Below are 14,452 nucleotides of genomic sequence, written 5' to 3' on the forward strand. Positions count from 1 at the left end.
TCCCAACCCTTTTTCGGATAACCCGCTTCCGGTCTTGTCATTTTACCGCGGGCGGGCAAGGCAGATTTTCGCCGACGGCCTCGACATTCGTATTCAGCAGCGTCGCGGCAAAGCCCTTGTCCGCCTTGACCGTCACCGCATTGTCGACCTGCCGCAGATTGGCGCCCGCATCCGCGAAGCAGCGCAGCGGCACCTTGATCGTCGAAACCTGTCCCGGCACCGCCGCCTTGACCTTGCCGGAAACGTCGAACGCCTTGCCGCCGAGCGCGAGGCTGACCGGCGCGCCACCGGCGGCATCGATCCGCCAGTCGACGCGCAGCGCGAAGCTGTTGTTGAGCTGGCGCGACAGGTCGGCATAGGGGCCGGTCAGCTCGAGCGTGGCCGGGCCGGTCCAGGTGAAGCTCTTGCCGTCTTCCTGCGCGCGCACATCGACCGAGCGCGCCGCGATCATGCCGCCGGGGCTCGCGATCGGGGCGGACTCGACCGGGCGCTTGCCCCCCGCATCGGTGATCGACAGCACCCATGGCGCGCGCGCGCGGCCGCCGGAAAAGAAATTCTCGACATTGAGCGCCGCCGAAATATCGACGCCCAGCTCTTCGGACAGCTGCGGCACCGTCGTGGTCTCGCCATATTTCAGCCCGTAGCCCACCGCGAATTGCGGCTTTTCGACAGGCGAACGTGCGTCGGACGGCCAGGCGAAGGGCAAGGTGCCGGTAAAGCCGCGCACCGTCTTGCCGTCCTTGCCCGCCACAAGCACGTCGGCGACGCCCGCGCCCTGCGACCCCGGTAGCCAGCCCGCGACAAAAGCGTCGGAGGCGTTGATTTCGGGATTGGCGAACATCGGCCTTCCCGACAGGAACAACGCGACCACCGGGATACCCGCCGCCTTCAGCTTCTTGAGCGTTGCGAGATCGGTCGCTTCGGTCGGCTGGTAATCGAGCGTCGCGACATCGCCCTGGAATTCGGCATAGGGCGCTTCACCGAACACGACGATCGCGACGTCGGGCTTTTCCTTGAAGACACCGCCTTCGGACAAGGTCGCGACACCGCCTGCGTCGCGCACCGACTTGTCGAGCGCCTCCCAGATCGTCTGCCCGTTCGGGAAGTCCGAACGCACGACGTCGGTCCCCTGCCAGCTGATCGTCCAGCCGCCCGACTGAATCGCCATGCTGTCGGCCGCGGGGCCCGTAACGAGCACGCGGGCACCGGGCTTGATCGGCAAGACATTTCCGTTGTTTTTCAGCAAAACGAGTGACTTGGCGACCGCTTCTCGCGCGACGGCGAGATGGTCGGGCGTTCCGATCGCCCTGACCACGCTGCGGTCGACATGGCCTTCGGGGAACAGGCCGAGCTTATATTTGACGCGCAGGATGCGCCGCACCGCATCGTCGAGGCGCGCGGCCGGGATCGTGCCGTCCCTCGCCTGTTCCAACGTCGTTTCGTAAAGCCCCTTCCAGCTGTCGGGCGCCATGAACATGTCGAGCCCGGCATTGATCGACTGGGCGCAATCGGTGACGCTGCACCCCGCGACCTGTCCGTGGCCGTTCCAGTCCCCCACTACAAAACCTTCGAACCCCATCTTCGTCTTGAGCGCGTCGGTCAGCAGCCCCTTGTTGCCGTGGTGCTTGACCCCCTGCCAGCTCGAAAAGCTCGCCATCACGGTCAGCGCGCCGGCGTCGATGGCCGCCGGATAGCCTTGTCCGTGCGTCGCGATCAGTTCCTTTTCATCGACCTTGGCGTCGCCCTGGTCCTTGCCTTCGAACGTCCCGCCGTCGGCCAGAAAATGCTTGGCGGTCGCGGCGACGTGGCTTGCATCGACGGTCTTGCCGGCGACGAGCGGCCCCTGCAGGCCGATCACCATCGCCCTCGCATAATCGGCGACGAGCTTCGGGTCGGCGGCATAGCCTTCATAGCTGCGCCCCCAGCGCAGGTCCTGCGGCACGGCGAGCGTCGGGGCGAAAGTCCATTCGATGCCGCTGCCCGCTATCTCGGCTGCCGTGACCGCGCCGATGCGCTGGATCAGTTCGGGATCGCGCGCCGCGCCAAGCCCGATATTGTGCGGAAAGAGCGTCGCGCCCGGGATATTATTGTGCCCGTGCACGGCATCGACGCCGAAGATGATCGGGATAGCGACGCCATTGGCCTGCGGCTTCATCGAGACCGCACGAAATTCGCCGACGAGCTTTGCCCAGTCGGCCGCGCTCGAGCGTTCATTGCCATTGGGTCCGCTGTTGCCGCCCGCCAGGATCGACCCGAGCGGATAGGTTTCAAGGTCCTTCGGCGTGATCGTGCTGATGTCGGCCTGGATCAGCTGACCGACCTTTTGAGCGATCGTCATCTTTGCGATCAGCGCATCGATCCGCGCCTCGGTCGCGGCATCGGTGATCGCGGCGGGGCTCTTCGCCGCGGGCCATAGTTCGGGGTGGACCGTGGCTGCGTCGGTTGCGGCGGTTTGCGCTGTCGCGGTCGCGGCGCCTGCCAGCAGCAGCGCGGTCGCCATACCCATTGCCTGTCGGCGCATCGTCTCTCCCATTCCTCTATTGTGAACGTTATCAAATTTCATGTCGCATAGTGTCCCGCCGAAAGCAAGGCATGTTTCATTCGATCAACGGAGGCGCGGCATCGTCGCGAGTAGCAGAACCGCAATCGCCGACAGCGCCGCCAGCAACAGGAACAACGCATCGAAACCGAAACCGGGAACGAGCGAGATCGTCAGCCAGGGCATGATCAGCGATGGTACGGTGTTGGTGAGATTGAATATGCCAAGGTCGCGCCCGCGCCGGTCCGAGCGCGGCAGGATGCGAAGCGTCTGGCCGCTATGCAGCGACAGGAACACCGTCGTCGCGATCCCGAATACGAGATAGCTTGCCTTTGCCGCATCGAGCCCGGTCGCCAGCGCCATGCCGACCATCCCCAGGCTTGACACCGCGGCCGCGACGACGAGCGGCAGGAACGGCCGGTCGTTGCGATCGGCCCAGCGCCCGCTGGCGAGCGCGATCGGGATGGCGATCGTCAGTGCCATGCCGAACAATCGCGCCTTTTCATTGTCGTGCATCGCGGGATCGATCGAACGGAACCAGAAATAAAGATAGGCAAAAAGCGCTGCCTCGGCGATCTGGACGAGCAGGCGCGCCAGCCACATTCGTACTGCGGGGCCGCTCGGCCGTATCCGCCGCACGCCGATGCCGCGATCCGGCGGCGCGATGAGTTCGGGAAAGGAGCGCGGGCGGCCGAACAACAGCACGGGCAAGACGGCGGCGGCAACGAGCAGGACGATGACGACGAGCCGCTGTTCCTCCGACACCAGCCCGGGCCAGGTGACGAGCCACCCCGACCAGCCGCCCAGCGCCGGCGAGAATGCGAGCAGCCCGCCGAGCAGGCCCTTCTGTTCGTCGGGAACGAGGTCGCCGGCCCACGCCGCGAGCGGACCGAGCAGCATGTTGAGCGTCAGCTGCCAGGCGATGATCGTCGCGACCAGCGTCCAGATATCCTGCGCCAGCGGAACGACGAGCAGCAAGCCGATCGTCAGCGCGAGCCCGGTCAATATCCAGCCGCGCCGATTGCCGGTGAGGTCGCTGAGCCAGCCGAAGGCGATACCGCCCGCGCTCGCCGCAATCGCGCCGAAAAAGGTGACATAGCCCAGCATCTGTACGTCGCCGGCCCCCGCAAGCTGGGTCATGCGGCCGGGCAGCCAGATCGTCAGGAAGGGAACATAGGCGATAGCCCCCCCGGCCGATGCGAGCGCATATAGCAGCAGGAAAGCGAGGGACTGGCGATGCGGGACGTCGGCGTCAGCCATGGACGGCGACAGGCGGTGCAGCGGTCGATCCGCGCTCGACAAGGCCGCCCCGCACCCGCGTCGGTTCGGCCGGGCGCGGTGCGCCGCGCTGTGCCGCGATGATCAGCTCGACCGCGCGCGACGCGGTTTCGGCGACCGGCTGGTCGACCGCGGTCAGCGCGGGCTGGGTGAAACGCACGATCGGCGTATTGTCGAAACTGACGATCGAGAGCTGGCCCGGCACGTCGAGCTCCATTTCGCGCGCCACCTCCAGTGTCGCGAGCGCCATCTGGTCGCTGCTCGCGATGATCGCGGTCGGGGGGTTCGCACCGCCCAGCAAGTGCCGCGCCGCCGCGGCGCCCGACGCATAGGTGAAATCGCCCTCGGCCAGCAGCCCGTCGGTGGACAGGTCCGCCGCCGCCATTTCGGCTTCCCACCCGTCGATGCGCCAGCGGCTGAGGCTATATTCGGGCGAGCCTGGAATGAAGCCGATGCGCCTGTGTCCCAGGTCGATCAGATGCCGCGTCGCGCGCCGCGCCGATCCTTCGTCGTCCATCGTCAGCGCAATCCCCGCCGCGCCGCCGCGCGACCCGATGCGCGCGAAGGGGATTTTCTGCTGGTCGAGCAGCCCCACGATCAGCGGATTATCCGAATGCGGCGGGGTCAGGATCACGCCGTCGGGCTGGAGCGCCGCGATCGCCGCGCGCAGTTCGCGCTCGACATGATCATTGTGCGTGTCGACCAGCTCGAAGATCATGCGATAGCCATATTCGGCGCATTTCAACATCCCGCCGAGCAGCATCTGGTCGACCCAGTCGACGCCCTGCCGCCCCTGCCAGTCGGCGATCGTGCGTTCGCGGTCGTTGATCGCGAGAATCAGATAGGAACGCGACCCGCTCATCCGCTGCGCCGCGATCGACGGGACATAGCCCAATTTGTCGATCGACGCCTGGACGCGCTCCTTCATTTCGGGGCGGACATTGGGCTCGTTGTTGATGACGCGGCTCACCGTCTGCAACGACACGCCCGCGTCGGCTGCAACATGCTTGATCGTAACCAACTGCCGCCGACGCCCCATTATTCGTCTTGCCCCTCCATATTGCCGCAATCGCTAACGTCATCACCGTCACATTGCCAGACGCGAACCCAGTCGATTTCCATATTTTTGGGATATCCGCTTTCATCGACTCCCTTCGTCCCGCGCCCCTCGGCAAGCCCGCCGCCGATCGCGAGGTTCAGGATCAAGTGAAAGGGGCGGTCGAACGGTGCGGCGGGATCGCCCGACCCGCTCGTCGACCATTCGCTCGCGACGCGCGTCGCATAGGGCTTGCCGTCGACCGTCCAGACGATCTTGCCCTTTTCCCAGACGATACCGAAGACGTGGAAACCGTCGAGCGGGGCGGGAAGTGCGGTCTCGTCGCCCTTGTGCTTGTTGGCGGGCCATTGCCCTCCGAAATGCAGCGTGCCGAGGATGCGGTTCTCGATCCCTCCCACGCATTCGTCACACCGCACGCCAAGATTCACCGCCTCCAATATGTCGATCTCGCCCGACGCCGCCCAGCTGCCGTAATGACTGGTCTCGGGCAGCATCCAGATCGCGGGCCACGTCCCCTGCCCCTGCGGCAACTTCGCGCGCACCTCGATCTTGCCATAGGTCCACGCCGCCTTGCCGCGCGTGACAAGCCGCGCCGAGGTAAAGGGCTTCGTCGCCTCTGCCGCCGCCTTTTCTGGGTCGCCGCGCTGCGACAACGGGAAGGCGGGCCCGGTCATCGCCTCCTTGCGCGCGGTGATGATCAGCTTGCCGTCCCTCAGCGCCGCATTGGCGGGCCGGTCGGTATAGCATTGGCGTTCATTGTTGCCGCCGCCCCAGCAATCCACTTCGAAATCCCATTTGCCGCGGTCGATCACGCTTCCGTCAAACTCATCCGACCACGCGAGCCGCCATGCCGCGTCGGCGGTCGGCTGCGCCGCAACAGCTACCGGCGCGGCGGCCAGCATCAGGATCGCTGCCGCGCGCATCAGGCGGCCTTCGGCTCCTCGGCGCCGCAATAACGCGCGACATAGGCGTGATGTTCGGGGAGCGTCGCCACCGTCTGTGCGATATTGTCGCGTAGCGTCTGGAACAATCGCTCGACCTCGTCGTCGCGCAGCTTGGCGGCGATCGGGTGATAGGTCTGCGGTTCGATCCCCTGCCCCATCATCACCTGCACCCAGCTGTTCTCGGCGAACAGCTCCTCATATTTGCGGAACACGCGGCCCGTTTCGCGGAACAATTCGATCTTCTGCTGCAGCGTATCGGGGACCGGCATATTCGCGACATGGCGCCAGAAGGGGCTGTCGCGGCGGTTCGTCGCCTTATAGTGCAGCACGACGAAATCGCGGATCTGCTCGATGTCGAGCCGCTGCTGGTCGTTGAATTCCTGCGCGTCGCGTTCGCTGACGCGCCCATTCGGCATCAGGCGGATGAAACGCAGTACCGCGCGCTGGATCAGATGCACCGTCGTGGCCTCCAGCGGCTCGACAAAGCCGCCGGCGAGCCCCACGGCGACGCAATTGCGATACCATTGTTTTCGCCGCACGCCGCCCTTGAACTTGATGTCGAATGGTTCGATCAGCGGATCGCCGACGCTGTTCATCAACCGGTCATAGGCTTCGTCGCGCGACAGATAGGCGCTTGTATAGACGATCCCGGCGCCCATTCTGTGCTGGAGCGGGATGCGCCATTGCCACCCAGCATCATGCGCGATCGCCTGCGTATAAGGCATCGGCGGCCCGAGATGCTTCGACTGCACCGCGATCGCGCTGTCGTTGGGCAGCCAGTGGCTCCAATCCTCGAACCCGGCGTGCAGCGCCCCGTCGATCAGCAGGCCGCGAAAGCCGGTGCAGTCGACGAACATGTCGCCCTCGACCCGCCGCTCGCCATCGAGGTGCAGCGCGGCGATATCGCCCGTCTCGCCGTCGAGCTCGACCCGCGCGATCTTGCCCTCGACGCGCGTGCAGCCGTCGGCTTCCGCCAGCCTCCGCAAATAGCGGCCATAGAGCGTCGCATCGACGTGATAGGCGTAATTCATCCGGTCTTCGGGCAAATGCGCGAACTTGCCCTGCATCCCCGCGACGAGCTCGAGACAATAATCCTCATAAGGTTGTTCATGCCCGCGCTCGCGCGCGTTGAGCCAGAAATGCTGGAAACCCGCCGACCAATGGTCCTTACCCGACAGGCCGAAGCTGTGGAAATAGCTGTCGCCGTCATGCTTCCAATTGTCGAACAGGATGCCGAGTTTGAAGGTCGCCTGTGTCGCGCGCATGAATTCGGGTTCGGGGATGCCGAGGATGCGGTTGAAATTGACCAGCGGCGGAATGGTGGACTCGCCAACCCCGATCGTCCCGATCGCCTCGGACTCGACCAAAGTCAGATCGACCGTGTGCCCCATCGTGCGTGCGATCGCCGCGGCCATCATCCATCCGGCGGTGCCCCCGCCGGCAATGACGACGCGCTGCACCGGTTTTCTGTCGTTCATTTGCTCAAGGCCCTCAGCAAGAAGGCGCGCAGCCGGCCCGCCGTCTCGGACGTGAGCGGGGCAAGGATGCTGCGCGCGGTTTCGGGAATATGGTCGGTGACGCTCGCGTCATTGTCGAAAACATAATGGTCGAACTGCTCGCGCCAGATCGCCTTGTCTTCCGCCGGCAGGTCGCGGATCGCGAGGATCGCATGGTTGAGCGCCGCCTGCGGCTGGCCAAGCCACGCCGGGGTCCGCCGCCACCAGTAATTGATCAAGACGTTGAAATCGGCAAGCCCCTCGACATGGTGCCACCACATCGACGGAATGAAGATCGCGTCGCCGGGCTCAAGCTCGACGGTCAGCGCCTCGGCCATCGCATCGACGAAGCGCGGGTGCGCGGCCAGATCGGGCGCGTCGAAATCGACCAAGCTGACGACGCGCCCCGCGGGCGTATTGTCGATCGGCCCGAGATAGAGATCGCGGAATGCACCCGGCGGGAACAGCGTGAAACGGCGGCGCCCGACGGCGCAGCAGGCCAGATTGTCGGGAAAATCATTGTGCGCCGCAATCTTCGTGCGCGTCCCGATCCAGATGCTCTTCAATGGATCGCGGTCGCCAAGCTCGACGGCGTTTGCCTCGTCGAGCCCGTCGAAGTGCGACGGGATATCGATCGACGCCATATAGACGGTGCGCGCCTCGCCCCGCGCTTCGGCGGTGTCGATGCCGCCCAGAATATCGGCGAGCTTGCCCGTCCCGACCCGGAAATTCATTTGCATTTCATCGTCGTAGAACAGCCGCCCGTCGTGCCCCGGCGGGCCGATCGACACTTTGAACGGGCGATCGCGCGCGTGGTTGAGCAGATAGCGTCGCGCGTCGCGCGCCGAGCGTTTGCCCGCCGCGACGAGCGGCCAGTCGGCGACGAGGCCCCGGAGGACAAAGGGCTCACGCGCGCCTTCCAGCAACGCGCCCGGCCCCGCCCCCTTATCCCATGACCGCTCGGGCACCCGCGCGAGGCGGTCGGTGAAGCCGCCGCCCTGCTCAGCCACCGCCCGACCTCAGATTCTTGCGTGCGACGAGCGCCGACAATTGCGACAACGAGGCAAGCGCCATGAAGATCGGCATCAGATGCCCGTCGGCGTGGAGCGCGCCGAGCGCCTCGCCGTCCAGCGTGCGCAGTTTCGCCTCGTCGATGATATGAAAGCCGACGAGCGAGTTGATCGAGCCATCGTCGAGCGTGACCTCGAGGCTGAAGGGTTCGAGCAATTCATAGGCATCGAGTGCGTCGAAAAAGCCCTTGCTCGCGCGATACCCCTCGTCGAGATCGCCAAGGCGCTCGGCAATCTGGTCGAGATAAGGCGTCGGCGCGCCATCGGTATCGAACAGGCGAATGCCCTCGCCGTCGGTCGCGATGCGCGGATGGGCGAGGTCGACATGCACCTGTCCCGGACCGTCGCCGCTTGCCGGACGACCGATCAGGAAAGGCTGGATCGCGAGCGACAGCGGCCGATAGCGCGCATCCCAGCGATCGCCGTCGAGGAACAGATTCTCGCCCGATTCAAAGCCGAGCAGGGCGACCGCGATGAACGCGTTGCGGTCGACCTCGCGCCGGAACAGGATCGGGAAATGCCCCTGGACGTTGCGAAACTCGCTCGGCACGGTCAGCGTCGCCATCACCCCGTCGCCCAGGTCGGCGCCCGCCTCCGCCCGCACCCGCAGGTCGCGATGGGCTTTGTTGTCGAGCACGGCGTGCTGGGTCATTCGTCTGCTTCTTCCTATTCGGCCGCGACGCGATCGGCGGCGAGTGTGTCGAGATAAGCGCGGTTGGTCGGCAGCCCGGCAGCCAGCGTGCGCGCGCGCTGCCGCATCTCGGCAAGCGCCGCGAGCGCGCGGTCGCTCGCGGGCCAGCCGGCGGGGGCCGGAAAGCCCATGCCATAGAGGATATATTGGTGACTTTCCGCCGAGAAAATCTCGTCGACATAGGGGAAATCCGACGACGATGGCGGCTGGTCGCGCCACAAGGTCAGCAGGTCGGCCAGATGCGGCGGGATATGGTCGGGGTCACGGTGCACGCGCCAATAAGGCTCATCGCGGCGGCTGAGCACATAATGGAGCTTCAGGAAGTCGACGATCCGGTCCCAGCGATAACGGAACAGCTTGTTGAACCGCGCCGCGTGGATGTCCATTGCGGCGCGATCGGCCGGGAAATTGTCGGTCAGCGCGCGCAGCGACAATTCGATCAGCACGATCGCCGAGGCTTCGAGCGGCTCGATAAACCCCGCCGCGAGGCCGATCGAAAGACAGTTTTTCTCCCAGAAGCGGGCACGATGGCCGGTGCGGAAGCTGATATGCTTGATCGGCACCCCGGACGCCCCCTCTTCGGGGATCGCGCCGGGCAGTTCGCGCGCGATATAGTCGCGCAGGATCGCTTCCGCGCGCTCGGCGTCCATGAAACGGCTCGAATAGACGCAGCCGATGCCGCGCCGCGACGGCAGGCCGATATCCCAGATCCAGCCGGCCTCGTGCGCGGTCGCGATCGTTTGCGACGCGATCGGGCTGCCCGGCGGCACCGGCACCTGCGAAGCGATCGCGCGATCGTTGAAGGCATGGTCCCCGCGGTCGATCCACTCGACGCCGAGTTCGCCGTCGATCAACAGCCCCTTGAACCCCGTGCAGTCGATGAACAGGTCGCCCGCTATCTCGTCTCCGTCCGCCGTGATCACCGCAGCGATGTCGCCGTTTGCCGAACGCCGCGCGGCGGTGACGCGGGCCCGGATATGTTCGACGCCCAAAGCCTGCGTCGCATGCGCCGACAGCAGCGCCGCAAATTTCTCCGCGGCGAAATGATAGGCATAGTTGGCCGCGCCCTGATAGTCCGGCATCGCCCGCTGCCGCGGCGCAAGATGATCCATGCACACCGCCGCCTGCGCGCTCATCGCCGCGGCAAAAGGCTGGTCGGGGGCCGAGGCCTGCCACGCCGCGAGCAATTCCCCCGTCGGGACGGGCGGGGGCGTGGTGAAGGGATGGAGATAGCTGTCCCCCGCCGATCCATCGACCCAGCCGTCGAAGCGCGACGCCTGCTTGAACGCGCCGTCGCACGCCGCGAGAAATGCCCCCTCGTCGAGCCCGATCGTCTGGAGCGTAGAGCGCATCGTCGGCCAGGTGCCTTCACCGACGCCGACGATCGCGACGTCGGGCGCCTCGATCACCGTCACCGACAGCGGCGCCGCCTTCGCCCGCCGCGACGTCGCGAGCAGCGAGGCCGCCAGCCAGCCGGCGGTGCCGCCGCCCACGATGACAACCCTCTCGACCGCTTTATTCATTGCCGGCAATCCTAGGCCAACCGTCCGTCGCCGTCACGCAAAAGAGCCGCCCTGGAAAGGCGCGGCTCTCCTGCCCGTCGCGGAGGACAATCCGGCCCAGCCCTAGAAGCTGAACCTGACCCCCGCCGCGTAGCGCGCGAAGCCCGGCTGGACGAAGGTGACGTTATTCTTGTGCCGCAGATGCCCGCGGCGCCCCTCGCCCGTCAGGTTGATCGCCTCGACAAAGCCCGTGAGTCCGGGGATAAACTCATAGCTCGCACTTGCGTCGATTTGCCAATATTCCTCGGTATAGAAGGGATTCGCACCCGTCGTAGCGAGAAATTCGTCGCGCCAGTTCCACGCGACACGCGCCTGGAGCCCACCCTTGTCATAGAATGCCACGGCGTTGGCGCTGTCGCTGAGCCCGGTCAGCGCGAACTGCGGCACCGACGACGGCTTTGTATTGTCGTACGTCGCGTCGCCGTTGACGATCGTATAGTTCAGGATGACGCCGAACCCCGTATCCCAGAAACTGTGCTGGATCGCGAACTCCCAGCCGTTGAGCGATGCGGTCTGGTCGCTGTTCACCGGCGTGGTGATTTCGAAATTGACCAGCGGGTCGCCGGGCGCGGCATTGATGATGTTGCCCGTGACCGTGTCGGGGAAATTGTCGATGATATATTCGCGAATTTCCGCGACCGTTGCGCCCGACCCGATCGCCGCGATCGCGGCATTCCAGCGCGGCCCGCCAACCGGCGTCGTCAACCCGAATGCGCTGCTGTCGATGCGCGACGAGGATATGAAATTGCTCACATCCTTGTGGAAATAGCCCACCGACAGATAGGAATCGCGCCCGTAATACCACTCCGCCGACAGGTCGATATTCTTCGATTTGTACGGGATCAATCCAGGATTGCCCTGCGCGCCCGTGCCGCCGCCGACGCGGAACAGCGTGTCGATCGTCCGGCCGCCCTGCATGCTGGCATAGTCGGGGCGCGTGATCGTGTGGCTGTACGACGCGCGCAGCTTGACGTCCTCCATCGGCGCGATGTCGAAATCGACCGCCGGCAGCCAATTGTCGTACGACCCCTTGAACCGCGTAAAGTCGCTTTCGCCCGAAAAGACGACGTTGAATTCATTATCGCCGACCCAGGTCGTCGTGACCGGTACCGGCACCAGCGCCGCCGACGAGATATCGGTCGTCTCGTACCGGATGCCCGCCGTGAAATGCGCGGGATTCTGGAACAGGTCGAACACCGTCGCGACCTGTAAATAGGGCGCCAGCGTCTTTTCGGAGATGCGCCGGTCGGTGTTGAACACGGCCAGACAGGTGCCCGGCTGCGCAGCGCCCGTCGCGGGGTTGCTGCAAACCTGGTAATTCTGCTCGTTCAGATCGGCGAGCCGTTCGAAATCGAAGGTATAGAAACTCTCGATCATCCCCTGCTGGGCAAGCCCCGGGAATTTGTCGGGCAGCGTGACGAGCTTGAAAATATCGTCGGGAATATCCGACGCGGGCCCCGCCCCGCCCCAGGTGTCGTCGTTCTGGACCGTGCCGAATGCCGACCGCACCTTGCTGTCGATATAGGACACGCCGAAATCGATGCTGTCGAGGAAGCCGCCGTCATGGTCATATTGACCGCGCAGCTGCACCTGGTTGATCCGGTTGCGGAAAAAGGCGTTGCGGAAGGCATTGCCCGTCGGCGTGATCAGCGACGTATCGAGCGGGTCGATGCCGGGATACATGCCGTAGGAGATGACCGGCAGGTCATTTTCGAAATTGATCGTCTGGTTCTGGACGCCGAACACGGCGTTGCCCAGCGACATGCTCGACCCGAAGCGGTTGACCGGATTGACCTCGGCGGTCGAATGATGCGCGTCGAGTTCGAACGATACGCCGTCCGCGCCCTTCCATTCGAGATTGAAGCCGAGCGAGTTGTTCTCCGCCCGGTTTTCGGTGAGCGCGCCGCTGTACGACAGATCCTTGCCGCCATAGAGCGCATCGGGTCCGGGCGTCTCCGTCGGCGGCGCGAATATCTCGCTGTAAAAGATCGGCCCGGCGACCGGGCCGTCGGTCCACGCGCTCGACGTGTTTTCGTGGTTGAACCAGACGCCGACATTGCTGTTGCGCGTTTCGACCGTGTTGCGCGAATAGACATAATCGACCGTGGCGGTCAGCCCGTCGGTCGGCCGGAATTGCAACACCGCCTGCCCGTTGATGCGCTCGCGGTTGATGTCGTTCAGGTCGTAAGACGCATTCTGCGGCACCTGATAGACATCGCCAGCCTCGGGGCGGTTGGTGATGTTGGGATAGCGCGGATCGGGCACCTCGACGCCATTCTCGATCCGCGTCGGATTGGCCAGCGAACCCCAATTGTTCTCGTTCCCCAGATAGCCGTCGCGCCAGCCGACATTCGCCGTGTTGGTGCTCGATTTGCGCTTCTGGTACGAACCCGCGATCATGATGCCGATCCGGTCGTCGGCAAAGGTCGTGCTGAAAATGCCCGACACTTCGGGCGTGATCGGGTCGCTGTTGTTGCGCGACGAATCATAGACGCCCTTGACCGCCAGACTGCCGCGCATCCCCGGATTGTCGAGCGGGCGCGGGGTGCGGATATTGATCGACGACCCGATGCCGCCCGATTCGATCGTCGCGCGGCCGCTTTTGTAGACCTCGACCGACGCGATGCCTTCGGACGCGAGGTTGGCAAAATCGAACGATCGCGACGACGGCGCGCTGCCACCGTCGCCGATCAGCGCGGTCGGCATCTGCCGGCCGTTGAGCGTGACCAGATTGAATTCGGGACCAAAGCCGCGAACGGTAACCAGCGAGCCTTCGCCGTTCGAACGGTCGATCGAGACGCCCGTGATGCGCTGGAGCGATTCGGCAAGGTTGGTATCAGGGAATTTCCCGATATCTTCGGCGGAAATCGCATCGACCACGCCCTGCGCTTCGCGCTTGATGTCGGCCGAGGCGGCAAGGCTGGCACGGATGCCGGTGACGACAATGTCATCGCCGCTTACATCGCTGTCGGCGGGCGCTTCCTGCGCGTGCGCCGCCTGCGCGCCCCCCATCAGCGACAGCGCCGACGTGCCGACCAGAAACTTTGCAAGCCAATGCTTTTGAGACGCCCGCATCCCATTCCTCCCAAAACAGCCGCTCTCTTTTGGTGGCGGCATTCCCTTTATGTGAACGTTATCTAAATGGGAACGTTCTCATTGTCAACGCGTCGAGCGTGGCATTTGGGTCACAATGTTGCGAAATTTTGCGCAGCAAACGTATGCAGCAAAAGCCTCCCCGCCGCCGCCTTGACCGGGCCGGGGCGCGGACCGGGCGCGTTCGCCCCGGCCCGCTCCTTTCGTTTTCGGACGTCGAGGTTACAGCATCGGATAGCGAAGGCCGTAATATCCAAAGACGCTGCGACCATATTCGTCGGTGTAATCCGGCGTTGCGTCGCGCGCATAGCGCGGGGCACCGGTCAGCTTGTCCTTGGGGATATCGACCACATAACCGCCCTTGTCGACGTCATAGGTCAGCATGTCCCAGGGGATCGGATAGTGATCGCTGCCAAGACCGAACAAGCCGCCGAATTCCATGACGGCATATTCGCTCTTGCCCGATTTTTTGTCGATCATGACATTGGCGATCGTGCCGAGCTTTTCATTCTGCGGATTATAGACCTTGGTCCCTTCGACCTTGTCTGACGAAATCAGGCGATGCGTCTCGTTGCGTTCGAGGGTGTCGGCCATGGGAAATTCTCCTTTTTGGCACCGGGGCGACACACCCGCCGGAGGATCCGGCCGTGCCGCCTCCCGTTAAAGCCCCCCATTCCAGCAACGAGGCCGGCAGGCCAGAGTTGCTCGGTTCACCGCAAAGA

Annotated in this window: 10 protein-coding genes; all 10 read right to left on the reverse strand. The window is 64.7% G+C overall.

What is annotated here, in order from left to right; all coding sequences use genetic code 11:
- Nucleotides 1-37: 37 nt before the first annotated feature.
- Nucleotides 38-2,521 (reverse strand): glycoside hydrolase family 3 protein, encoded by a 2,484-nt coding sequence (locus HDC35_RS03820; protein ID WP_184643768.1) that lies wholly within the window; start codon nt 2,519-2,521, stop codon nt 38-40.
- Between the two features lie 84 nt (nt 2,522-2,605).
- A complete protein-coding gene (locus tag HDC35_RS03825) occupies nt 2,606-3,799 on the reverse strand; it encodes an MFS transporter (protein WP_184643770.1) in 1,194 nt (397 codons plus the stop codon).
- A complete protein-coding gene (locus tag HDC35_RS03830; RefSeq protein ID WP_184643772.1) occupies nt 3,792-4,856 on the reverse strand; it encodes a LacI family DNA-binding transcriptional regulator in 1,065 nt (354 codons plus the stop codon). Before HDC35_RS03830 ends, HDC35_RS03825 begins: the two co-directional genes overlap by 8 nt.
- Entirely contained in the window at nt 4,856-5,797 is a 942-nt protein-coding gene (locus HDC35_RS03835) for a family 16 glycosylhydrolase (RefSeq protein WP_184643774.1), read from the reverse strand. Before HDC35_RS03835 ends, HDC35_RS03830 begins: the two co-directional genes overlap by 1 nt.
- Nucleotides 5,797-7,296: a tryptophan halogenase family protein gene (locus tag HDC35_RS03840; protein WP_184643776.1), complete on the reverse strand. Its 1,500-nt coding sequence runs from the start codon at nt 7,294-7,296 to the stop codon at nt 5,797-5,799. Before HDC35_RS03840 ends, HDC35_RS03835 begins: the two co-directional genes overlap by 1 nt.
- Nucleotides 7,293-8,324, reverse strand: coding sequence for a cupin-like domain-containing protein (locus HDC35_RS03845; RefSeq protein WP_184643778.1), 1,032 nt, complete (start codon nt 8,322-8,324; stop codon nt 7,293-7,295). Before HDC35_RS03845 ends, HDC35_RS03840 begins: the two co-directional genes overlap by 4 nt.
- Nucleotides 8,317-9,036 carry a SapC family protein gene (locus tag HDC35_RS03850; RefSeq protein ID WP_184643780.1) on the reverse strand — a complete coding sequence of 240 codons (720 nt, stop codon included), beginning with the start codon at nt 9,034-9,036 and terminating at the stop codon, nt 8,317-8,319. The genes HDC35_RS03845 and HDC35_RS03850 overlap by 8 nt, the downstream gene beginning before the upstream one ends.
- Nucleotides 9,037-9,050: 14 nt before the next feature.
- Nucleotides 9,051-10,598 carry a tryptophan halogenase family protein gene (locus HDC35_RS03855; RefSeq protein WP_184643782.1) on the reverse strand — a complete coding sequence of 516 codons (1,548 nt, stop codon included), beginning with the start codon at nt 10,596-10,598 and terminating at the stop codon, nt 9,051-9,053.
- A gap of 102 nt (nt 10,599-10,700) precedes the next feature.
- On the reverse strand, nt 10,701-13,712 hold the full coding sequence (locus HDC35_RS03860; protein ID WP_184643784.1) for a TonB-dependent receptor: 3,012 nt from the start codon (nt 13,710-13,712) through the stop codon (nt 10,701-10,703).
- 240 nt (nt 13,713-13,952) lie between these two features.
- The gene (locus tag HDC35_RS03865) at nt 13,953-14,324 is read right to left on the reverse strand and encodes a PRC-barrel domain-containing protein (protein WP_184643786.1); all 372 of its coding nucleotides are present in this window, start codon (nt 14,322-14,324) and stop codon (nt 13,953-13,955) included.
- Nucleotides 14,325-14,452: the final 128 nt, after the last annotated feature.

This window comes from Sphingopyxis sp. JAI128 (genome assembly GCF_014207235.1).
Taxonomy (GTDB): domain Bacteria; phylum Pseudomonadota; class Alphaproteobacteria; order Sphingomonadales; family Sphingomonadaceae; genus Sphingopyxis.